We start from the raw sequence: 20,462 nt of genomic DNA on the forward strand, positions 1-20,462 counted from the left end.
ATAAATATGAAAATTCTAACTGCATTTTTCTTATTACTTTTTTTAGGCAAAGGATGCGATGGTGTCACTGCTCAAGATATGAAAACTGTAGTAATTGAATATACAGCTTCTAGTCGTGGTTTTTATCAAAAGATAACGGTGAAAAATCAAACGATTATGGTTTCAAAAGATAGAAATGGTGATGATAAATCGATTCTCCTAAAAATAAATGCTTCAGATTGGGATGAGTTGGTTTCCTATTTTAAAGAAGTACAATTAGATCACTTGGTTAAATTAAAAGCCCCTACAGAAAAACGTTTATATGATGGTGCGGCTGTAGCCAATTTAAAAATTACCTTTGACGAGAAAAATTATGAAACGGCTAATTTTGATCATGGCTTTCCGCCAAAAGAAATTAAGCAATTAGTAGATAAAGTCAACTCATTAATTAAAAAATAATAAAACCGACACAAATTCAGCTTACTATGAAAATTAAAGAAATACAGAACGAAATTGTTGACGAGTTTTCGATGTTTGACGACTGGATGGAACGATACGAATACATAATTGAATTAGGCAAAAAACTGCCTTTGATTAAAGAAGAGTATAAAACAGAAAGCAATATTATTAAAGGATGCCAATCTAAAGTGTGGTTGCAAGGCGAACAAACTGATGATACAATTGTTTTTACTGCTGATAGCGACGCTATATTGACAAAAGGAATTATTGCAATATTAATTCGTACATTCTCCAATCAAAAAGCATCTGATATATTACAAGCAGATATGGATTTTATAGATGAAATAGGATTGAAAGAACATTTATCTGCTACTCGCGCTAATGGATTAGTATCGATGATTAAAAATATTAAAATGTATGCTTTGGCTTTTGAACATAGAAACTAATTAGAGCGAAAGTTCCTTTTTTTGTAAACTGTGTATGCCATTTTAAACTAATTTAAAAACATAATCTTTAAAGAAGATATATTAGGTAGTTTACAAGGCCACATTATTGATTAAACTAAACCTTTAAAAAGCTATAAAACTGGAACGGTTTTTATGGCTTAAAAAACAAAATATTAACAAAAATGGAACAAGAAATAGACACAACAGAATTAGGCGAATCAATCGTAAAAACGTTAAAAACAATTTACGATCCAGAGATTCCTGTAGATATTTATGAATTAGGATTAATTTACGATGTAATGGTCAATACTGATTATGAAGTAAAAATCTTGATGACACTTACTTCGCCAAACTGCCCAGTTGCCGAAAGTTTGCCACGAGAAGTGGAAGACAAAGTAAAATCAATCGAAAATGTAAAAGATGCAGAAGTAGAAATTACTTTTGATCCGCCATGGAGCAAAGATTTAATGAGCGAGGAAGCTAAATTAGAATTAGGAATGCTTTAAAAATAGTTTATAGTTATCAGTCTTTTTGTAATCAGCAAGTAGCTCTAAACGAAAAGACTGATACTAGCTATTGAACTAAAATAAAATGGAAGAAATAATAAATAAGGTAGCAAATAGCGTTCTGGAAGTTTTCGATCTTGAAGATTTTTTCCCAAAACAATCATTACAATCCATCGATATTGCCGAGTGGTTAACCGAAGGAATAGTTTTGATTGAAAAAGACTTTCGAGAATCCTTAAAAAATTACGACTGGTTGCAATATAAAGATTCCTATGTGTCGATATTTTGTTCTACAGATGCAATTTTGCCCGCTTGGACTTTTGCATTAGTTGCGGTAAATCTAAAATTTATTGCGATAAAAGTTGTAGCTGGAAGTAAGCATGATCTACTTTTAAACCTATATCAAGAAAAACTTGAACAAATTGACTTTTCTATTTACGATAAGAAACCTGTAATTTTAAAAGGTTGTGCAACTAAGCCAGTTCCAAATGAAGCGTATGTTTTAGCCGTTCAAAAACTAGTTCCCTTTGCAAAAAGTATTATGTTTGGTGAAGCCTGCTCCGCTGTACCATTGTTCAAAATTTCCAAATAAGGTTTTATTTCGTCAACTGTTACAGGTTCTCGTTATTGGTTGACTTTTTGATTACATATTTTATCTTCATGGCTTAATTTATTACATGATTAGAAAAATAGTATTTAGTTTTAAATTCTTTGCTACATTGAGTTTTTCTCGGGAAAAGAAAATTTAAAAAAAACAGTTGTGGCCACATCAAAAACTAAAGAAGAAAAACCAAATGGACAGTTAAAAGTGGACAATTTTTCAGTTATTGGTAATTAATCCACTTTTAAAATTGGTTGGCAGCAGGCCAAAATAATATTGCTTCTAATTTTCTAATAAATTACGATTTCACTTATAAAAAAGGCGATATTAACTGGGGAAATAAAGTTATTACAAGACGCGATTTAGCAAAGACCCAAATGCTGACGCTCTTCCACGCAAATAGATGTTGGTCTAAATCCAGCAACGCAAACGAATAGAACAACGTATTTCTTTTTTTTAGCTTATTTCCAAATTAGTTTCGACATGCTTCAAGAACAACCTCGTAAAAATGTTGGCTTCGCTGTCAATTACGGCTTCTAAAATTATGATAAATTTTGAAAAAAGACTTTTATAAAACTTGTAAAAGATCTTTTTGTTTTTTTATGTTCCCAAAGGCAAATCACTAAAAAATATTTATTTCAAATTCTAATTTAATTATTTTTTAAAACCGTTAATTTCGCAATAATGCAAATAAATAATATAACATACTGATTTACTATATTCTATACTTTTATTAAAAAACAATTAATTAAAAGTTTTAGATATGGAAAGCGAAATTTGGACTGACGAAACAAAAAAAATTACATCAAAGGCTTATGGCGCTTCTGGTAATTTTATAGGAGGTAAAAAACTTGAATTGATGGAAATTGAAAGAAGCCAACCCAACTCCGACGAAGTTTTAATAGAAATATTATTTTGTGGTATCTGTCATTCAGACATACATCAGGTGAATAACGATTGGCATAATACCATTTATCCATGTGTTCCAGGTCATGAAATTATTGGAAAAATCATTAAAAAAGGATCATCAGTTCAAAAATTTGAGATCGATAATATTGTAGGCATAGGCTGTATGATTGATTCTTGTCAAAATTGTAAATCTTGCAAGGCAGGAGAAGAACAATATTGTTTGGGAGTTGTGGGTCCAACTATGACTTACAACGGTTATTTTAAACCAGACGGCACCGATTACAATACTTTTGGAGGATTTTCAAGTCATATTGTGGTAAAAGAAAATTTTTTGTTATCGATTCCCTCTGAAATTGAGATTGAGAGAGCCGCACCAATAGTTTGTGCTGGCGTCACTACCTACTCACCCTTAAAACATTGGGGAGTGAAAGCGGGCGATACTGTCGGAATTATTGGGATTGGAGGCTTGGGTCACATGGGCGTGATGATTGCAAAAGCGATGGGAGCAAAAGTTACTGCTATTACTACAAGCGAAGATAAAAGAGATGCCGCGCGCTTACTTGGTGCTGATCATGTGTTACTTTCTACTAATGAGGAGGATATGAAAGCAAATGAAACTACTTTCGACTTTTTACTTTGCACAATACCTTCTAGCTTTGACATTAATCCTTATGTAAACCTTTTATCACCTCGTGGCACAATTATCACCGTAGGCCTTCTTGGACCATATGAGACTGCTACAAACAATATGGACGTAGCTAAATACGGTAGATCTATTGCGGGATCTTTTATAGGTGGCATCGCGGAGACACAGGAAGTTTTAGATTTTTGTGCAACTCACAATATTGCACCTCATGTAGAGATAATAAATATTCAAGATGTAAATGAAGCATTTGACCACATCAAAAATGAAGATGTTCGATTTAGATATGTAATTGATATGAAATCATTACAACATAATTAGGTATAATAGTTAACCTAACTCTTGTTGCTTACCCAGAAGAGTTAGATTTTTATGCGCTTCACTTTACGTATGGATTTAAATTTATCTTGTTTATTCAAGACTGTGATTCCATAAATAGATTACAACACAAGTTCATTCACAAACACTTTTTTGCCATTTCACTACTTTTACAAAACATTATTTTAATTAATCGCATTAATCGCTACATTGTATCTTAAAGGAAGTGGTTATTTGTTGAGAGCGCGCAAACAAGAACGTTGACCAATAAGTGAAAGACCGAAAAACAAATTATCTTACACCGCAAAATAAAAGAGTTGCTCTTGTTTCTTAAAATTACTGTATCTCCATTGCGATACCTTCACAGGTAAATCAGTACCTAATTCCAGACTGTCCGCCGTGACGGCTTAGACATCTTTTTTGTTTGTTAGTTAGTACGGACACAAATAATCTTACGAGGTTAGCTGTGATTTCTGTTCTGATTTTTTGATCTGTTAACTTCTCCACCAAGCACTAAGGCAGCTGAAATAATAATAAGATTTTTAATTATATATTGGCCCTCTAATGTTGGCAACAAAAAATTACCCGATTGAAAAGTCACCTCAGGAAGAAAAACTAAAGGCATAAATGTTCCTACCATCTGCGTAAGTAAAAGTATAATTGCTATTCTCGTTGTTTTTTCAAAGAGAAAGAAAATCCCAATAACAACTTCCCACCAACCAATAATTATTAACCAATTATCTGGTGAGCCGAAGGGCAACCACGTTACAGTTGCTTTTAATAAACCTTCTGCTGGTGAAAGATGTAATGGTTTTAGTATACCAAACCAAATAAATATAATACCAAATGATAAGCGAATAGCAGGTCTGCTTGTGCTTCTCATAACTTTTATTGTAATTTTATCGAATTTGTCTATAATCCTTTTGTCTAATTTTTTAAAAATTTCTTTCATAATTAAGTTTAGAATTTTAAGTTCGTTGGTTGTTTAAGGTAGCTGTTTTTTGTAATTCTCGCAAACATGTGGCAGTAGTATGACGCACAAAAACCTGTACTTTTTGTGTTTTCTGTAAAATCAAAATGCCTTTTGAAACAGTAATTTAAAGTAGCCTTGAGTTTGGTTTGACTGTTACAGAACTATAAATTCTGTAATCTATTACATAAAAAACGCTGTTGTAAAATTAATTAAAAATCATTTATAATTAGAATAAAAAAGAGCGTAAAGTAGTAAAATACCGAAAAATTTATCAGCAATCGTTTGCTGAATTGATGGTCCCTTTTTGATGTCAGATCAGTATAATGTAGCGATAGAATTATTTTTCAAATGTCGCAGAGCAATGCGTGTAATTTTTGTAATCCTTAATAAAAAGGTTGAGTAAATACTTTAATTGATAAGCGGGATTAGAGTTTTTGTTAAATTAAAATCTAATCAAAATCTGCTATTCTGAGTTTGACAGTATATAAACAAAAACTTTTACAGAAAAATTTAAGGTAAAAGTTTTAGAAAAAGCGAAGCCTTTTTAACCCAAATATCCTTCTAATAAAACTAACAATTTGCATAAAATAGCGGTTTTTAACTAACGCTGTCCACCTATTTGGTATATTGACAATTGCCAAAGCCCGAGCTGATGTAAAAGCTAGATTTTTAGGTTAGGAAAATTGAGCATATAATTAAATGAAAACAATATAAAAACATCTTATTTTTTACCTCAATAAAAAGAGGCGGTACTGTCTCTTCATACAAACCATTGCGGACTTGTAATAATTTTACGATAACTCTATTGTGTTAGCGGCTTGTAATCGGTTCCATCATTTTCGCCGCGAAGGATTCAACCGCGGATTCATTAATTCGTTTGTCCGCTATCGCTCGGGTGTTCGTTCGCCACGATGAACGCAACGAACTCTTACCTTTTTAGGCACCGCTTTATTTTAATGGTTTAGACTTTTTAATATCAGAAGTTTTCTGCTTTATCCATTGAATCGAAATATCAAAGGGAACTGTATAATTGTCATTGACAGTATTATGCCCTATTTTAGAAAACAGGGTGTATTCGAAAGGCTTGCCTTCAGCTTTCAATGTATTTAATTGTTCGATACACAACTTTACAGGAATCTGTATGTCTTTTTCACCAAAAAGCCAAAGTCCTGGGATTGAGATGCTATTTAGAAAAATTTTTGGATCAGTTGCTGTAAATTGATAACGATCAACATCATTTTTGATATGCTCACGAGCATCTGCTTCTGTATGATTTTCCCAAAAATTATCGTTTCCATTAGTATAAAACTGAAATCGAAGCTGTTCTAATGTTGTAATGGTAGGACAACTAAATAAAACCATGAATTTCACTAACGTGTTTTTGTTTGCAGCAATAGGAATTATCCATCCTGCTTGACTGAAGCCTATTAACCCGATCGGTATTTTTTTATCTTTCAAATATGTTTGAAATGTATTTACCGCTGAACTTGCATCCTGAGCTAATAAATTAAGATTAGTATTGTCAATATTATTTGTACCAACAGATGGTCCTGCATATAAACCGCCAGATTCTCCAACTCCTCGTTTATCATACGTCAATACAGCAAAACCTTCTTTAGCAAGACGTTTTGCGAACTCCATTTCTCTTTTTACTGGATCAGACCCGTGAACAATTACAACTGCTGCAACTATTTTTTTTCTAGGCGTTAAAATTGAACCTGCAAGAGTAACGCCCTCACTTTTAAACTTTACATCTTTTATTGTAAAGTCTGTCGATTGAGAAAACGCCATTTCTGGTAAAATTGTAATTAATAGCCAAAGAAATAAGCTAGAAAAAAATTTAATGTTCATCTTAGTTTTATAAAATATTACTTTATTTCTCTATAGAGTATTGTTAACAACGTTAGTCCGTCTTAAAACCTTCAACGTTCTCAAAACTTTTTAACGTCTTGGTAAATATAATCGATTTCTCTTACACATAGGCAAATGAGTTCACGATATAAATTAGTCTTATTCTATTAAAAAAAGAGGCTTGATAGCCTCCTAAAATCCTAATAATAACTTAAAGATAACTCCATAATTGTTGACGGCATGTAACCGGTTCCAGCTTGTCTGCCGCGGAAGATTCAACCGCGTCTTTTTTTGTTGGCTTTTCAAGCCCAACAAAGCCTTAACAGTTGTACAACGGCAATTTTAATGGATCGCTACATTCTGATTCAATAACTCTACATTAAAGTTAATTTTAGCATTTAAAGCATGAAACACTTTGATAATCGTGTCGAATCTAGCGTCAGTTAAACTATTCTCAATTTTTGAGATTTGAGCCTTTTTTACACCAACCAATTGTCCTAATTGTTCTTGTGTTAAGTTTCTCTCTTTTCGAATTTGTTTGATTGTTTGACCTATTAAATCGATTTTTAATTCATTTTCAAAATTATCTCTATTTGCGGTTCCTTTTTCTCCAACGAATTTATCTGTCACTTCATCTAAACTGTATGTTTTCATAATCTTATTTTTTTTCGTTAAAATATTTTATTCTTAATGATTCTGCTTTTTCAATTTCTACTTTTGGAGTTTTATCTGTTTTTTTTATAATACCATGAGTAGAAATGACAATCGTATCTTGTTTATCTGATCTATCCCAAAAAGCAAATAACCTTAAATATTGCTTATTGTATAGAGTTCTAAATTCCCAAATTTCTCTATCAAGTTTTTTAAATAATTCCTTGTCATTTACAGTTCTGGATTTCCAAATATTGTAGAGTATCTTTTCTTTGGATTTTTGGTCTAAGCTTTCCAAAAACTCTATAACAGGTTCAAGAAATTCAACTTTAAATTTATAATCCATTTTATACCCGTCTTAATTTTTAATAAAGATAAAAGTTTCCTTTTTAAGAAACAAATTTTGTTGGAATTTTGGTTCGCTTGTTGCTGTCTTACAACATCAATCCGTCTAAAAACCTCCAAAGTTTTCAAAACACTCTAACTATTTGATAAATATAGTTGATTTGTCGTACAATAAAAAGTAAAAGAAATAAAGATAAAAACCATTCTCATTTTACTGCAAAAAAAAAGAGGCGTTGTTGCCTCTTGTAATCCTTCAAATATTTTTCACGATAACTCCATAGTGTAATGGATATACTCGGATCAAGCCTGTCCGCCGCGGCGGATTCAACTGCGGATTTATTACTTCGTCCTTTCGCTGTCGCTCGGGCGTTCGTTCGCCGCGGCGAACGCAACGGAGCCTTCACTGTCAAGCGTAACTTTTTTTATTCTGCTAATCTGTTTTCAATATCCATCCTTTCATGCAAAACTCTGACGACTTCAATTTCGTTCATTTTATCTTTTTTGAAGAAAATTAAATGTGATTTTACTTTTGAATATTTATACGATTTCCTAATTTTCCCAAAGTCACGTGCCATCTCAAAATCTTTAACAATATACTCAATCTCGTCATAAATTAAGTTATAATATCTATCTGCTTGCTCAACAGACCAATTTTCTGCGGTATAAATCCAAATGTTATTAATATCTTCTATCGCTTTTTCACTAATTACGTACTCTGACATTATTTTTGAAAATTAGCCTTCAAAATTTCAAGATTTTTTTTACGATCAAAATCTTTCATTTTATTACTCTGTTCTCCAATTTTTAGTTCATGCATTAAAGATTTTGTTTTAGCTTCTTCCTGCTCGAAAATTCTTAAAGCAGTTCTAACAACTTCACTTACGGAACTATACTTTCCTGTAGCAATTTGTTCTTTGATGAAAATTTCAAAATAGTCTCCCAGTAATATTGATGTATTTCGTGCCATAATTTTTTTTATCAAAGATACCAACAATTGGTATAAAACTCAAATTTTTTATGTCTTTTACACAAAAGTTATCGTTGACCTCAGTTCGTACATAAGCCTCTTTAGTTTTCTAAATGTGTTAGCTATATTTTGAATATAGCTGATTTGTCGTTCAAATGAAGATTTTATTCGCTCTCTTTTAATTGTAGTTAAAAATTTTAAGGTTAAAAAAGGCCTAAGATGAGCCATTACAATCTGAAAAAGTGAGGCTAATACTTTTAAGCACTATTTTAGTAAGTTGCGGTCAAGCAAATTAAAAAATCCAGCGTAACACTAAAAATCTATTCGATTTATTCCAATCCTATTTTTTCCCGTCGGGCGCAGGCAAGATGCCAAAGTGTTCTCGACTGCGCTCGAACTGACAAACTGAAATATTTATAAAGTAGCAGATATAAGTTGTAAGTTGTCAAAATCAAATGAAAAATTCAGCGTAACATTAAAAATTCAGTAATATTTACCACTCCTATTTCGTCTTATCGAGCGTAATCAAGATGTGTAATGGTTCTCGACTGCGCTCGAACTGAAAAACTAAAATATGTATAAGGTAGCGGATGTAAATTGTAAACTTTCTAAATCAAATCAAAGTCCGGTATTCCAAATTTAATCGCACCTAAACTAAAACTTTTACAAGAAAAGCTAAAAACTAAACTACTAGAAAAAGCAGAGAAAAAGCCTTTTCTACCCAAATGTCCTCGTAGTAAAACAGGCAATTTACATCGGATAGCGGTTTTTGACCAGCGTGGTCCGCCTCCCGAAGTGTCGGGATGGTATCTTGGCGGTAGCCAAAGCTCAAGTCCTTGTATAATTTAACTTTATGGGTATGGGAAGTCATGACTAGTCCCGAAACTTCGGGAAAGGAAAACAAGAGAAAAACCGGCCTTTTTGCAGTCCAAAATAAAAGAGGATACTAAATCCTCTTCAATTATCAAAACCTCAATAACGACATCCCAGTACGATCGAACTCTCAGCCGGCTCTAGCCTGTTTGCCGCGCAGGATTCAACCGCGGGTTCATTACTTCGTGCGTTCGCTGTCGCTCGGGTGCCCGTTCGCCGCGAAGCCTTAGTTGTTAGCAGAAGTTTATTTATTTACCAAATTTCATCTTTGCCACAATTACTCCAACAAGTATTGACAAAAATATATATGAAAATACAACACCGATACTTCTAATAAACAAAGATTTTTTTGAATAGCCATAAGCTAAAAAGTATTGTCTATAAAACCAAAAAGCATAAGCTAATGTAATGATACTAATTAAACTGTAAATTATTGTCAACACTTTAACATTGGTACAAAATATTGTTATTATCAAAAATGAAAGTGCAATTAATGATTCTCCAATCGTTTTATATGAATTCAAAACAAAATGCTCAGTTAAATTAAGTTTTGATTTTCTAAACCAAAGAAAACTGAAAATTGAGTAAAATGGAATTGTGATAAGCAACATTGATTTGGGATATTTCTTTGTAAATTCTTGAAGTTCATTTACAGCACCTTTACTGTTTTCAGGCATTAAATCAGAAAGTTTTACTTTGGCATATTCACCTAAAAAATGTGAAATTGCAAGAATAAGTATCAATAATGTAACAAAACTAAAATAACCAACTCTTTTTCCATTGATGAATTCTCTAACGCTATGTCCTGGTCTAGTAAATAATTCTTTTATTGTAAAAAGAATTCCATTGTCAACGTGCCAAATTCCGTGAATTAAGTCATGTTCTATGAAGTGTTTAAAGGAATATCGATGAACAGATGTTTTCTGTCCGCAATTAGCACAGAAAACATCTGTTACTGGTTTATCACAGTTAAGACAAGTTTCAGTCATTTTTATTCTTTTTTTCTCAATTTAATTTCCTTTTCAATTTGTCCCAAGTAAGCTATACTTGGCATTAAGGTAATGGTACAACCAATTGCAATTGCAATGAGTGCGTTGTTTTTATTTTTGACAGCAATAATAATCAATATTCCAATAGCGATAAGCATTATAATTCCAAGTCCTGTTACAATTCCTTTACGTTTCTTTTTTTCAATGTACAACTCGATTAATGTTAGTTCTGATAGTTGTTTTTTCTTTGTCATGTTACTTTTACGTTTAATTTGTTTAAAATTTATGCTAACGTCAGTTTGTGAAAAAACTTTCGTTTTATTTGAATCAAATATAGTATTTTAATTTAGATTTAAGCGAGAAAATTTGTACATCTAAAGGTGCAACATATATCCTGAACATCGCGTCAACAGTTACAAATAAGTAGTTTAGAAGATAAAATCGCCTCAGATAATCCTCGCGAAGCTTCGGGACGTTTTATTGAAGTTTTTGTAGAGCAAATTTCCCTCGAAGAACTTGGTTTTACGGTACAAACTATAAAATTCGAAGGTTGTGCAAGTTTACTACCTTGCAAAAAAAAGAGGCTTGATTGCCTCCTCAAAATCCTTGTAGTAACTTAAAGAAAACTCAATAATGTTGACGGCACTTAATAGGTTCCAGCTTGTCTGCCGCGGAAGATTCAACCGCGTCTTTTTTGTTGGCTTTTCAAGCCCAACAAAGCCTTAACAGTTGTACAACGGCAATTTTAATGGATCGCTACATTCTGATTCAATAACTCTACATTAAAGTTAATTTTAGCATTTAAAGCATGAAACACTTTGATAATCGTGTCGAATCTAGCGTCAGTTAAACTATTCTCAATTTTGGAGATTTGAGCCTTTTTTACACCAACCAATTGTCCTAATTGTTCTTGTGTTAAGTTTCTCTCTTTTCGAATTTGTTTGATTGTTTGACCTATTAAATCGATTTTTAACTCGTTTTCAAAATTATCTCTATTTGTGGTTCCTTTTTCTCCAACGAATTTATCTGTCACTTCATCTAAACTGTATGTTTTCATAATCTTATTCTTTTTCGTTAAAATATTTTATTCTTAATGACTCCGCCTTTTCAATTTCTACTTTTGGAGTTTTATCTGTTTTTTTTATAATACCATGAGTAGAAATGACAATCGTATCTTGTTTATCTGATCTATCCCAAAAAGCAAATAACCTTAAATATTGCTTATTGTATAGAGTTCTAAATTCCCAAATTTCTCCATCAAGTTTTTTAAATAATTCCTTGTCATTTACAGTTCTGGATTTCCAAATATTGTAGAGTATCTTTTCTTTGGATTTTTGGTCTAAGCTTTCCAAAAACTCTATAACAGGTTCAAGAAATTCAACTTTAAATTTATAGTCCATTTTATACCCGTCTTAATTTTTAATAAAGATAAAAGTTTCCTATTTAAGAAACAAATTTTGTTGGAATTTTGGGTCGGCGCATTAATAAGTAAAAGAAATCAAGATAAAAACCATTCTCATTTTACTGCAAAAAAAAGAGGCGTTCTTGCCTCTTGTAATCGTTCGGATAATTTTACGATAACTCTATAAGTGTTGACGGCATGTAACTTCTTCCAGCTTGTCAGCCGCGGAGGATTCAACCGCGGGTTCATTGTTCGTTCGCCTTGGCGAACGCAACGAAATCATAGCTGTTGTTGGCAGTTTTTATTCCCACCAATATTCGTATTTCCAATTTCTAACGCCATTATGATGTGAACAAGTTCCACTTCCTGTCGAATAAGAAGTAGTGCCATCTCTGCAATTTGCACCTATTCTTTTACGAGAACCACAAGTATATAATGAAAGTAAAATAACAGCGATTAAAATAAAACATCCAAAATTCGATTTGCTTTCCTTTTCTTTCATAGAAGCTATTCTTCATAAAACTTTTTCACTTCGTTTACGGGAACGCCAAAGCTAAAACTTTGACTATCTGTAATTTTCGCAAAATTAACTCCAACTAAATTTCCCCATTTGTCAACAATTGGACTGCCACTTGAACCTTCTAATGTTGGAATTGTATATAAAATTCTTTCGCCATCATTTTCTTGACTGATTTTTCCACTTGTAAATTGAGATTTAATTCCTTGTTTTGTATTTGCTAAAGAAAAACCACGATTAAAACCAATCATAAAAACGTCTTCGTTTATTTTAATTGGATTTTTTATGTTACGTTCTTTATTTTTCTCTGGATTTTCTAATATGTTTGGATTATTGTCTTTAAAATTAAAGATAAATTTAGGTTTGGTATTAAATGATTTATTTTTTGTTTGTATTAGAGCTAAATCAATTTTTTCATTTTCTGAAGTTTTTACAACTACACATTCTTGCAAATCATCTAATTCAGTTACGTGAGTGTCATTATAAGCAATACCTAATTTGTGAATTATTAATTTAGAAGTAGCACTTGATAAATCAATATTTTCAATACTTTGGTATAATTCTGCCAAAATGTTTTTTTCATTTATTACAAAGTCATAACGTTTTTCAAAATTCTGCTTCTCGTAATAATCCATCTGGTCAGAATATTGATAATACGTTGACTTTATTTGGTCGATTGTATCGTTATACATTCTAACGTCATAAAAAATAGTCGATTTTGCTTTTTCATAAAAATTAACTAATTCTATTTTGTAATTCTCGTCTTTATGATTTACAACGTGATTATTTGTAATAATTTCGCCACTTTCGGAAACAACAAAGCCTGTTCCTGTAGAAAAGGATAAATTATTAAGAATTTCTTCTTTTGAAAAAAAGAGTTTTTTTTCAGTTCCAGGAGAATAATAATAAATTGAATTACCTGAATAAACTTCGTAATAATATTGGCTTGCAATTAACACTACGCTACTTTTATATTTGTCAAATATTTTTTCAGGAGTTTCTGGTTCAATAACTTTATTGCAATTAATCAAATTTAGAATTACAATAAATAAAAATAGCTTTTTAATCATAAATTAAATAATTAAGGTTAATGAACATTTTTTAAAGAAAAATCATTAGTAATACCAAATGATTTTATTTTTAAATTCAATTATTAAACTAGATTTGTCAAAAGAAAGGTAAATGTTAACACCCGTATTAAATCCAGTAGAGAAAAAATGGCTACCTTCATAAAGCTTTCCATTCATTTTTATATTATTTAAAGTTGAAACGAATACATAATAACCTTTTTGGTTACTATCTCCGTATATTTCAATAATCGGACTATTTTTAACCTCTGTGGCTTTTATTATTTCTACTTGATAATTGCCTTTTTTATTTGAGATTTCTTCATACTTTTTATTTCCGCTTTGGTCGATGTAACTTGCAGATTCATCTCTAGTATGAAATGTAAGATTTTGAGGATAAGAAATTTGACAAAAACATTGGATTGAAATTAAAAAGAAAGCGAGGAAGAAATAAATTTTCATAATTTTTTATTTAAATGATTTAATAAAGAATGTTATTTTTTGTCTTTAAATTGGTTTTGATACTTGATTCTGCGGTAAAATTGCCTACAAAGGCAGTAGGTCTAAAAACCTCCAAAGTTATCAAAACACTCTAACTATTTGGTAAATATAGTTGATTTGTCGTACAATAAAAAGTAAAAAGAAATCAAGATAAAAACCATTCTCATTTTACTGCAAAAAAAAGAGGCGCTCTTGCCTCTTATAATCGTTCGGATAATTTTACGATATCTTCATAAAATTGGTGGCTTATAATCGGTTCCAGCTTGTCCATTATAGAGGATTTAACCGCAGGTTGATTACTGCGCGCGTTCACTGTCGCTCAAATGTTGGCTTTTCAAGCCCAACAAATCCTTAGCTGTTATTTGTAGATCTTATAAAATTTAAATCACGATCAATTTATCACTTACAAGTTCTGCAAGTTTTGAGGCAATGTTTTCCATTGAATCTTCTAGTGTACTTAATCCGCTTCGAGAACCTAACAATGGACTTTCATCTCGTAATTCTTCAAAGGTAGTTTCATGAACTATTGGAACTAATAAATCCCGCGCAAGTAAAGCGGATAATTCTTTGTCTGCTATACCTTCATTTTTGATTCTTTCTAAAAATTTAGGAGTTACCAACACAATACCAACTTTTGACCTTGCTAAACCTTTATCAATTTCGCGCAGTAATGAAGAACCTATGATTACATCTTTTTCGCTGAACCAAACGGAAACTCCTTTCAATTCAAGTAAGTCATGTAAATCTTTTGCTGAGCCTTTTCTGTCGTCCCAAGCGTGACAAAGAAATACATCTCTAAGATCTTCTTTTACGACTCGCTTTTCTACATTTTCTCTAACAGGAGTAAGGGTTTTTACTTCTGCCGGAGTATAATATATTGGTGAAGTTGACCTAGACCAACTTGGTTTAATGGTTCTTCCTTTACTAACATTATAATTACCTCTCGAAGTTGAACTACTACCGTTACTGCCGCTACTACTAGAAAATCTTGAAGAATTGTATGAGTCATAATTCGATGAATATGAACTGTAACCTCTTGATTTATATCGACAAACTGGGCAATTTTCTGCTGCGCTGGCAGAATTATGACCTCTAATTGGTGCTGTACATCTTGACATAGTAAAATTTTATTCAAATTTATAAAAATTTTATCAAAAAATTCTTATTTTTTTCGGGTTTTTAATACAATTACTCTTAACTTGCATATCGGCTCCACTGATTAGCAATCTCTTCCCAAATATAGAAATAATAATTTTATTACAAAACATCAAGATGCTTTTTTGCTGTTCTCACGTCAAGTAGGGTAGATCATACTCGTTTCGCATGAGGGATGGAAGTGGAAATCCTTTTATGTAGCCCCGAATTTTCGGGACTACATAAAAGATTGCAGCGCACAGCCCGACCTAGCTGTAACTCCCGACCATTCGGGAGTGACAGCTGGGTCATGCCCAAAAAAAATCCCTCTTGAAACTCAAAAGGGATTTTCTAAATTATAAAACAATTTAATTATTCGGCGTCGTTATCTTCTTTGTCTTCTTTCTCGATCGCATCTTTGTAATCAGGATACAAAAATTTATTGTAAGGAAAACGGGTGATGTGAATTTGCCTCACCGCTTCATAAATCCGTTCTCTAAATTCCTCGAAATTCTCTTTATTAGTGGCTGAAATGAACAACGCATTTTCTTGTCCCACTCTATTCATCCAAGTCGATTTCCACTCTTCTAGTGTATAATGTCTTGGTGTTTTTTCGGTCATTAAATCATCTTCGTCTATGGTCAAATGTTTGTAAGCATCAATTTTATTGAAAACCATAATCACTGGTTTATCATTAGCTTTAATGTCCAGTAATGTTTGATTTACCGATGCAATATGATCTTCAAATTCAGGATGCGAAATATCAACAACGTGCAATAGTAAGTCGGCTTCGCGAACCTCATCCAATGTACTTTTAAACGAATCTACTAATTGTGTTGGCAGTTTTCTGATAAATCCTACTGTATCCGAAAGCAAGAAAGGTAAGTTTTTAATCACCACTTTTCGAACTGTTGTGTCCAAAGTAGCAAAAAGCTTGTTCTCTACAAAAACGTCACTTTTACCCACTGCATTCATCAAAGTCGATTTCCCAACATTAGTATAACCCACTAAAGCCACACGAACCATAGCACCGCGATTGCTGCGTTGTACGCCCATTTGCTTGTCAATGGATTTTATTTTGTCTTTCAATAACGCAATTCTATCGCGTACAATACGTCTATCGGTTTCAATTTCCGTTTCTCCAGGTCCACGCATTCCAATTCCTCCTTTTTGACGTTCTAAGTGCGTCCACATTCCGGAAAGTCTTGGCAATAAATATTGACATTGCGCCAGCTCTACTTGCGTTCTCGCATAAGACGTTTCAGCACGCTGCGCAAAAATATCAAGTATAAGGTGCGTTCTATCTAGAATTTTACATTCGGTAAGTATTTTGGAAATATTTTTTTGCTGTGATGGCGATAATTCATCATCAAATACTAAAGTCGAAATATCGTTTTCTTTAACAAACTGATGAATTTCTTCAATTTTTCCTGTTCCTACAAAAGTCTTAGGATTTGGACGTTCCATTTTTTGCGAAAAGCGTTTTACCACTTGGCCTCCAGCGGTAAAAGTCAAAAACTCCAATTCGTCTAGGTATTCATTGAGTTTCTCTTCACTTTGATTTTGAGTTACAATACCTACTATGGCCGTTCTTTCGAAATTTATTACTTCTTTTTCTAACATATTTTTGAATAAGTCGCAAATTTAAGGATTTGTAAGTGACTTTTCTATTTAAAGCAACAGTTATAACAGTAATTTATGTAGTATCGTTACATTTAAAATAGAGTCAAAGTAAATGACGAATAATTTAAAAAAACGTAGAGCCAATCCGTTCGATTTTAGATTTATACAGTAATAGCCGTTTTTGAGTAGGCGAAACAATGCTGTAGAAACCATTTGCTTTTAAAACTCCACCCTCGCAACGAAGAAAACTTCATTTACCTAACTATTCCTTTTTATAACCAAAAATAAGTGGTTATTTGCAATTTTTTTTTATAGTATTCTCATACCATTTATGTTTCGAATTTACTGTTAAAAAGAATTGAAATTTGTCAGGTAGAGCACGTCTTAATGATTGTAATCAATCACGAAACGTTGTTTGTAAGTCGTTTGTAATCTCGACTGCGCTCGATTCAATAAAAACAGGATAGTAATTTCAAAGATTTTCTGGTATTAGTTAAATAAAAGTGGCCGCTTTGGTTGCGGCTTCGGCTAATCGCAACGAATTTACAGCGTTATCTTCAGTGATTATTCTACTGTGCGATTTGTCTTTAATCCATTGCCATTGATCTGTAATCATTGCAATAACAATTTCTTCATAACGGTTCGCCTTTTCAGCAGTAGTTCCATAATCAATCGTTACAAATTCATCAAAAGAAATAGCTTTAAAGTTCCCCATTGATTCTTGCTTTTCTTGCTCAGTTAAGTTGTGCTGCTTTACACTACAATCTCCGAGTTTACTTTCTAAATCTATCCGTTGTTGATGAGATAATAAAGCATTAATTCTCATTTTTACAGGAACCCATTCAAAAAGCGTGATATCTCCTTTTTCAAATTGTAAGCGCAATTCTTGACGGTCTAAAATTTTTGGTTGGTTAAAGCCATGATAAAAATTCACAAAACTGTCTCTGTAACTCACGGTTGCCTGAACGCGATCTACTATTTTTTGTGAAACATTTGGCCGCTGCGATTGTATTGCGTTTACTAGCTTACCAGCACCCAACCAACCTTCGAACATATCAAAAAAGTGGACTCCATGTTCTATAAAAATACCTCCGCTTTTAGTTTCGTCCCAAAACCAATGTTCCTTTGATAATTTTTCGTCACTAGCATAATTTTCAAAAAAACCATGTAGAAATTCTCCCAAAACGTTCTCTTTTATTATTTCATCGACCATCTTGTAAAGTGGATTGTATCGTTGCATCAAATTGACTACATATAATAGTTCTTTTGATTTTGAATACGCTGCTAATTCTTCTGCTTCCTCCGATTTTATGGCGGCAGGTTTCTCGCAAATCACATGTTTCCCTGCTTCAAGGGCTAATTTTGACTGCGAATAATGTAAAAATGGAGGCGTTGCAATGTAGATAAGATTTATTGTATCGTCTTGCAGCATGTCCTGATAATTTAGATACACTTTTGCATTTAAATCACTTGCTGTTGATTTCGCAGCCACTTCATCAATATCTGAAACGGCAATTATTTTTATTCCTTCTACTTTTAAAAATGATTTTGCAGCAAAATTAGCAAAACCACCAGCGCCAAGAATTCCTATGTTTAATTTACTGTTCATATTATTTATTTATAAAATTCCATTATTTTGTAAATTTGAAATCAGATTAACGTTGGTTTTACCGCGAAATATTTTCTTTAATTTACAACGTTACAAGTAAGATATTACCGTTTCGTTGACATAATATTTTCCGTTTTTAAATACTATTTTAGAACCGGCTGGAAGTTCAACAATTAAGCGGGATGATTCCCTTGGGATTATCATTTTACTTGATTTATAAACGTTTTTTATTATAACTTCGTGTGTTATAGCATCGTATAAATCTATTTTTTCCGTATTTTTAGTTTCATAGGTTACTGTTTTCTCCTCTTCGTTTGGATTGTACAAAAGAAAAGTAGGATAAGCCTGTCCGCGATAAAAATCAGTAGCTAAGCAGTCTAATTTTAGAATTTCGGGAACATCTGTTTTTGCGATAATTGCGCCTGCAATTCCTACGTGTCCGCTCCCATAAACACTAAATTGAGAAACATCAGGATTACCTGCTATCCAGTTTGGGCCATCGCCTATTGCAATCGGAGCTTTTAAATTTTCGTGTTTTTTAGCCACGATGTAAGCATAAAAAGGCATTAAAATTTTATAATATTATTTGTCGTTTTACTTTCTTAATAATTCTAATGAAAAATCTTTGAACCTAATTCTTGCCAAATTTTCTATCATTTTTCTAAAGTTTTTAATATTGCTGCAATAGAAAAAGTTGCAAGACCTACGAATTCATCAGCTGCACCGTAATACATTTGAATTTGATCACCATCAATAATATGACCATTAGTAAAAATGACTTCTCCAAAAAATCCAGTTCTTTCATAGCTTTCTGTAGGAATCATAATTGGTTCTTCAGAGCGTGCAATGACAATCGATGGGTCGTTTAAATCTAGCAATAAAGCACCTAAACAATACCTATTTTCTTGTGTGGCTCCATGATAAATTTCTAACCACCCTCTAGCTGTTTTTATAGGAGCGGCGCCAGCACCTAATCGTTTACTATCAAATTTACCTTCGCGAGTTTTAGCAATACATTTGTGATTCCCCCAATGACATCCGTCAGGTGATTCAGCTAACCAAATGTAGTTTCCACCTAATTCTGGACTACTAGGTCGATGCAATGCATAATATTTTCCATTGATTTTTTCTTCGAAAATGGCGCAATCTTTATTGTGTGGACTAAAAATCATTCCTTTTTTCTCAAAAACTTTCCAATCTTGAGTAGTTCTAAGACCTACGCCTACGCCATTTGCAGAAACCATAGTATAAGTTAAGAAATAGTTGTCTGCAATTTTAGCTACTCGACAATCTTCTATACCATAAGATTCATATTGCCCTTCTCCAAAAAGAGAAGGATACTCAGCATCCTCTTTGAAGTTAACTCCATCTTCACTATAAACTAATCTCAAATGGGATATTGTAGTCAAATAATCTACTCCATCATACCGGATCACTCGAGAATCGGACGCGTTTAATTTAGGATCACTTAGATCAAAATCTAAAATTTCGACTTTACCTAAACTGTTGTAAATGGGCACAGATAATAGTCCTTCTTTTTGAATTGTTCTCTCTGCCACACGCACAAGCAACCATTTTTTTTCTTTAAATTCAAAAACACCGGGATTAAGTAAACACTCAATAATCATATTCTCCTCACTAGGGTTTAGATCCATAGGTGATAAAATAGGATTGTTTTTATATCGATTTGCAATATCTGTCATTTGTGAATTTTTAATTCGATTATGTATCGTGATGAAACAATTGACTCTCAAAACATTTTATTTACAGCGAATAAGCAAAACAAAATTATCCCATTAAAGGTTTTGATTTTGTGTACATTAAGATGAGGTGCTGCGATAAACCCCTTCTTATCAATATTGAGAGAAATCAAAGCAATTCGGATTTATACTGAAAAGGTTTAACTGATAAATGTAATGAAAAAAATTTGTAGCACAACTGATTGATTTGATAAGTAAATAACTTATTAAATCAACTTAACAATTTAAAAGCTATTTTATATTTTTTTTTTGAATTCGAATGTTTAATTTCGTCATGTTTGATAAGTAAAAAATGGTTGTTAAAAACAAGGCTTTTTATCAAAAATTTTTCTAATTGAT

24 protein-coding genes and 1 pseudogene are annotated in these 20,462 nt (G+C 32.3%); 7 read left to right on the plus strand and 18 right to left on the minus strand.

Annotated features, from left to right (window positions below):
- Window positions 1–6 precede the first annotated feature (6 nt).
- The 6 genes from BUB42_RS14320 (at window position 7) to BUB42_RS14345 (ending at window position 3,864) form a co-directional block, all read left to right on the plus strand.
- Window positions 7–438, plus strand: coding sequence for a hypothetical protein (locus BUB42_RS14320; protein ID WP_073021591.1), 432 nt, complete (start codon window positions 7–9; stop codon window positions 436–438).
- 26 nt (window positions 439–464) lie between these two features.
- Entirely contained in the window at window positions 465–884 is a 420-nt protein-coding gene (locus tag BUB42_RS14325; protein ID WP_073021592.1) for a SufE family protein, read from the plus strand.
- 182 nt (window positions 885–1,066) lie between these two features.
- Window positions 1,067–1,390: an SUF system Fe-S cluster assembly protein gene (locus BUB42_RS14330; RefSeq protein WP_073021594.1), complete on the plus strand. Its 324-nt coding sequence runs from the start codon at window positions 1,067–1,069 to the stop codon at window positions 1,388–1,390.
- Window positions 1,391–1,475: 85 nt separating this feature from the next.
- Complete coding sequence (locus BUB42_RS14335; RefSeq protein ID WP_073021596.1) at window positions 1,476–1,982, plus strand: DUF2480 family protein; 507 nt, start codon at window positions 1,476–1,478, stop codon at window positions 1,980–1,982.
- 263 nt (window positions 1,983–2,245) lie between these two features.
- Window positions 2,246–2,428 (plus strand): DUF3078 domain-containing protein, encoded by a 183-nt coding sequence (locus BUB42_RS14340; RefSeq protein ID WP_073021598.1) that lies wholly within the window; start codon window positions 2,246–2,248, stop codon window positions 2,426–2,428.
- A gap of 326 nt (window positions 2,429–2,754) precedes the next feature.
- Window positions 2,755–3,864, plus strand: a complete 1,110-nt coding sequence (locus BUB42_RS14345) for an NAD(P)-dependent alcohol dehydrogenase (protein WP_073021600.1) — start codon at window positions 2,755–2,757, stop codon at window positions 3,862–3,864.
- Window positions 3,865–4,321: 457 nt separating this feature from the next.
- Here the strand turns inward: BUB42_RS14345 and BUB42_RS14350 are convergent, their stop codons facing one another.
- The 6 genes from BUB42_RS14350 to BUB42_RS14375 all read right to left on the minus strand — a co-directional run bounded on the left by BUB42_RS14350 (window position 4,322) and on the right by BUB42_RS14375 (window position 8,648).
- On the minus strand, window positions 4,322–4,813 hold the full coding sequence (locus BUB42_RS14350) for a DoxX family protein (RefSeq protein ID WP_073021602.1): 492 nt from the start codon (window positions 4,811–4,813) through the stop codon (window positions 4,322–4,324).
- Between the two features lie 969 nt (window positions 4,814–5,782).
- Window positions 5,783–6,685, minus strand: coding sequence for an alpha/beta hydrolase family protein (locus BUB42_RS14355; RefSeq protein ID WP_073021604.1), 903 nt, complete (start codon window positions 6,683–6,685; stop codon window positions 5,783–5,785).
- A gap of 342 nt (window positions 6,686–7,027) precedes the next feature.
- Complete coding sequence (locus BUB42_RS14360; RefSeq protein ID WP_073021606.1) at window positions 7,028–7,339, minus strand: helix-turn-helix domain-containing protein; 312 nt, start codon at window positions 7,337–7,339, stop codon at window positions 7,028–7,030.
- A gap of 4 nt (window positions 7,340–7,343) precedes the next feature.
- The gene (locus BUB42_RS14365; RefSeq protein WP_073021607.1) at window positions 7,344–7,682 is read right to left on the minus strand and encodes a type II toxin-antitoxin system RelE/ParE family toxin; all 339 of its coding nucleotides are present in this window, start codon (window positions 7,680–7,682) and stop codon (window positions 7,344–7,346) included.
- Window positions 7,683–8,103: 421 nt separating this feature from the next.
- Window positions 8,104–8,403 carry a type II toxin-antitoxin system RelE/ParE family toxin gene (locus BUB42_RS14370; RefSeq protein WP_073021608.1) on the minus strand — a complete coding sequence of 100 codons (300 nt, stop codon included), beginning with the start codon at window positions 8,401–8,403 and terminating at the stop codon, window positions 8,104–8,106.
- Window positions 8,403–8,648, minus strand: coding sequence for a type II toxin-antitoxin system ParD family antitoxin (locus BUB42_RS14375; protein ID WP_073021610.1), 246 nt, complete (start codon window positions 8,646–8,648; stop codon window positions 8,403–8,405). Before BUB42_RS14375 ends, BUB42_RS14370 begins: the two co-directional genes overlap by 1 nt.
- Window positions 8,649–9,299: 651 nt before the next feature.
- On the opposite strand from BUB42_RS14375, the pseudogene BUB42_RS17015 reads away from it, so the two are divergent.
- Window positions 9,300–9,497: pseudogene (locus BUB42_RS17015) on the plus strand (IS91 family transposase); the annotation flags it as partial.
- 272 nt (window positions 9,498–9,769) lie between these two features.
- Here the strand turns inward: BUB42_RS17015 and BUB42_RS14385 are convergent.
- From BUB42_RS14385 to BUB42_RS14440, 12 genes are all read right to left on the minus strand, one after another.
- The gene (locus BUB42_RS14385; protein WP_073021612.1) at window positions 9,770–10,510 is read right to left on the minus strand and encodes a DUF3667 domain-containing protein; all 741 of its coding nucleotides are present in this window, start codon (window positions 10,508–10,510) and stop codon (window positions 9,770–9,772) included.
- A 2-nt stretch (window positions 10,511–10,512) separates the two neighbouring features.
- On the minus strand, window positions 10,513–10,764 hold the full coding sequence (locus tag BUB42_RS14390; RefSeq protein ID WP_073021614.1) for a hypothetical protein: 252 nt from the start codon (window positions 10,762–10,764) through the stop codon (window positions 10,513–10,515).
- Between the two features lie 491 nt (window positions 10,765–11,255).
- Window positions 11,256–11,567, minus strand: coding sequence for a helix-turn-helix domain-containing protein (locus tag BUB42_RS14395; protein WP_073021616.1), 312 nt, complete (start codon window positions 11,565–11,567; stop codon window positions 11,256–11,258).
- Between the two features lie 4 nt (window positions 11,568–11,571).
- Window positions 11,572–11,910, minus strand: coding sequence for a type II toxin-antitoxin system RelE/ParE family toxin (locus tag BUB42_RS14400; RefSeq protein WP_073021618.1), 339 nt, complete (start codon window positions 11,908–11,910; stop codon window positions 11,572–11,574).
- A 303-nt stretch (window positions 11,911–12,213) separates the two neighbouring features.
- On the minus strand, window positions 12,214–12,414 hold the full coding sequence (locus BUB42_RS14405; RefSeq protein WP_073021620.1) for a DUF3761 domain-containing protein: 201 nt from the start codon (window positions 12,412–12,414) through the stop codon (window positions 12,214–12,216).
- Window positions 12,415–12,419: 5 nt separating this feature from the next.
- The gene (locus BUB42_RS14410; RefSeq protein WP_073021622.1) at window positions 12,420–13,499 is read right to left on the minus strand and encodes a S1 family peptidase; all 1,080 of its coding nucleotides are present in this window, start codon (window positions 13,497–13,499) and stop codon (window positions 12,420–12,422) included.
- Between the two features lie 45 nt (window positions 13,500–13,544).
- Entirely contained in the window at window positions 13,545–13,958 is a 414-nt protein-coding gene (locus tag BUB42_RS14415; protein ID WP_073021623.1) for a hypothetical protein, read from the minus strand.
- Between the two features lie 419 nt (window positions 13,959–14,377).
- Window positions 14,378–15,115 carry a toll/interleukin-1 receptor domain-containing protein gene (locus BUB42_RS14420; protein WP_073021625.1) on the minus strand — a complete coding sequence of 246 codons (738 nt, stop codon included), beginning with the start codon at window positions 15,113–15,115 and terminating at the stop codon, window positions 14,378–14,380.
- Window positions 15,116–15,503: 388 nt separating this feature from the next.
- Window positions 15,504–16,754, minus strand: coding sequence for a GTPase HflX (gene hflX / locus BUB42_RS14425; protein WP_073021627.1), 1,251 nt, complete (start codon window positions 16,752–16,754; stop codon window positions 15,504–15,506).
- Window positions 16,755–17,247: 493 nt separating this feature from the next.
- A complete protein-coding gene (locus tag BUB42_RS14430) occupies window positions 17,248–18,363 on the minus strand; it encodes a Gfo/Idh/MocA family protein (RefSeq protein WP_073021628.1) in 1,116 nt (371 codons plus the stop codon).
- Between the two features lie 90 nt (window positions 18,364–18,453).
- Window positions 18,454–18,930: a hypothetical protein gene (locus tag BUB42_RS14435; RefSeq protein ID WP_211517690.1), complete on the minus strand. Its 477-nt coding sequence runs from the start codon at window positions 18,928–18,930 to the stop codon at window positions 18,454–18,456.
- Window positions 18,931–19,016: 86 nt separating this feature from the next.
- Complete coding sequence (locus tag BUB42_RS14440) at window positions 19,017–20,066, minus strand: glycoside hydrolase family 130 protein (RefSeq protein WP_073021630.1); 1,050 nt, start codon at window positions 20,064–20,066, stop codon at window positions 19,017–19,019.
- Between the last annotated feature and the right edge of the window lie 396 nt (window positions 20,067–20,462).

The sequence above is a fragment of the Flavobacterium micromati genome (assembly GCF_900129585.1).
Taxonomy (GTDB): domain Bacteria; phylum Bacteroidota; class Bacteroidia; order Flavobacteriales; family Flavobacteriaceae; genus Flavobacterium; species Flavobacterium micromati.

What these genes read in the sequence shown, in the direction of transcription:
- BUB42_RS14320 (WP_073021591.1), top strand. Translation starts at nt 7, where the DNA reads ATGAAAATTCTAACTGCATTTTTCTTATTACTTTTTTTAGGCAAAGGA.
- BUB42_RS14385 (WP_073021612.1), bottom strand. Translation starts at nt 10,510, where the DNA reads ATGACTGAAACTTGTCTTAACTGTGATAAACCAGTAACAGATGTTTTC.
- BUB42_RS14350 (WP_073021602.1), bottom strand. Translation starts at nt 4,813, where the DNA reads ATGAAAGAAATTTTTAAAAAATTAGACAAAAGGATTATAGACAAATTC.
- BUB42_RS14410 (WP_073021622.1), bottom strand. Translation starts at nt 13,499, where the DNA reads ATGATTAAAAAGCTATTTTTATTTATTGTAATTCTAAATTTGATTAAT.
- BUB42_RS14355 (WP_073021604.1), bottom strand. Translation starts at nt 6,685, where the DNA reads ATGAACATTAAATTTTTTTCTAGCTTATTTCTTTGGCTATTAATTACA.
- BUB42_RS14325 (WP_073021592.1), top strand. Translation starts at nt 465, where the DNA reads ATGAAAATTAAAGAAATACAGAACGAAATTGTTGACGAGTTTTCGATG.
- BUB42_RS14420 (WP_073021625.1), bottom strand. Translation starts at nt 15,115, where the DNA reads ATGTCAAGATGTACAGCACCAATTAGAGGTCATAATTCTGCCAGCGCA.
- BUB42_RS14370 (WP_073021608.1), bottom strand. Translation starts at nt 8,403, where the DNA reads ATGTCAGAGTACGTAATTAGTGAAAAAGCGATAGAAGATATTAATAAC.
- BUB42_RS14405 (WP_073021620.1), bottom strand. Translation starts at nt 12,414, where the DNA reads ATGAAAGAAAAGGAAAGCAAATCGAATTTTGGATGTTTTATTTTAATC.
- BUB42_RS14390 (WP_073021614.1), bottom strand. Translation starts at nt 10,764, where the DNA reads ATGACAAAGAAAAAACAACTATCAGAACTAACATTAATCGAGTTGTAC.
- BUB42_RS14345 (WP_073021600.1), top strand. Translation starts at nt 2,755, where the DNA reads ATGGAAAGCGAAATTTGGACTGACGAAACAAAAAAAATTACATCAAAG.
- BUB42_RS14400 (WP_073021618.1), bottom strand. Translation starts at nt 11,910, where the DNA reads ATGGACTATAAATTTAAAGTTGAATTTCTTGAACCTGTTATAGAGTTT.
- BUB42_RS14395 (WP_073021616.1), bottom strand. Translation starts at nt 11,567, where the DNA reads ATGAAAACATACAGTTTAGATGAAGTGACAGATAAATTCGTTGGAGAA.
- BUB42_RS14335 (WP_073021596.1), top strand. Translation starts at nt 1,476, where the DNA reads ATGGAAGAAATAATAAATAAGGTAGCAAATAGCGTTCTGGAAGTTTTC.
- BUB42_RS14360 (WP_073021606.1), bottom strand. Translation starts at nt 7,339, where the DNA reads ATGAAAACATACAGTTTAGATGAAGTGACAGATAAATTCGTTGGAGAA.
- BUB42_RS14330 (WP_073021594.1), top strand. Translation starts at nt 1,067, where the DNA reads ATGGAACAAGAAATAGACACAACAGAATTAGGCGAATCAATCGTAAAA.
- BUB42_RS14375 (WP_073021610.1), bottom strand. Translation starts at nt 8,648, where the DNA reads ATGGCACGAAATACATCAATATTACTGGGAGACTATTTTGAAATTTTC.
- BUB42_RS14415 (WP_073021623.1), bottom strand. Translation starts at nt 13,958, where the DNA reads ATGAAAATTTATTTCTTCCTCGCTTTCTTTTTAATTTCAATCCAATGT.
- BUB42_RS14430 (WP_073021628.1), bottom strand. Translation starts at nt 18,363, where the DNA reads ATGAACAGTAAATTAAACATAGGAATTCTTGGCGCTGGTGGTTTTGCT.
- hflX (WP_073021627.1), bottom strand. Translation starts at nt 16,754, where the DNA reads ATGTTAGAAAAAGAAGTAATAAATTTCGAAAGAACGGCCATAGTAGGT.
- BUB42_RS14440 (WP_073021630.1), bottom strand. Translation starts at nt 20,066, where the DNA reads ATGACAGATATTGCAAATCGATATAAAAACAATCCTATTTTATCACCT.
- BUB42_RS14435 (WP_211517690.1), bottom strand. Translation starts at nt 18,930, where the DNA reads ATGCCTTTTTATGCTTACATCGTGGCTAAAAAACACGAAAATTTAAAA.
- BUB42_RS14365 (WP_073021607.1), bottom strand. Translation starts at nt 7,682, where the DNA reads ATGGATTATAAATTTAAAGTTGAATTTCTTGAACCTGTTATAGAGTTT.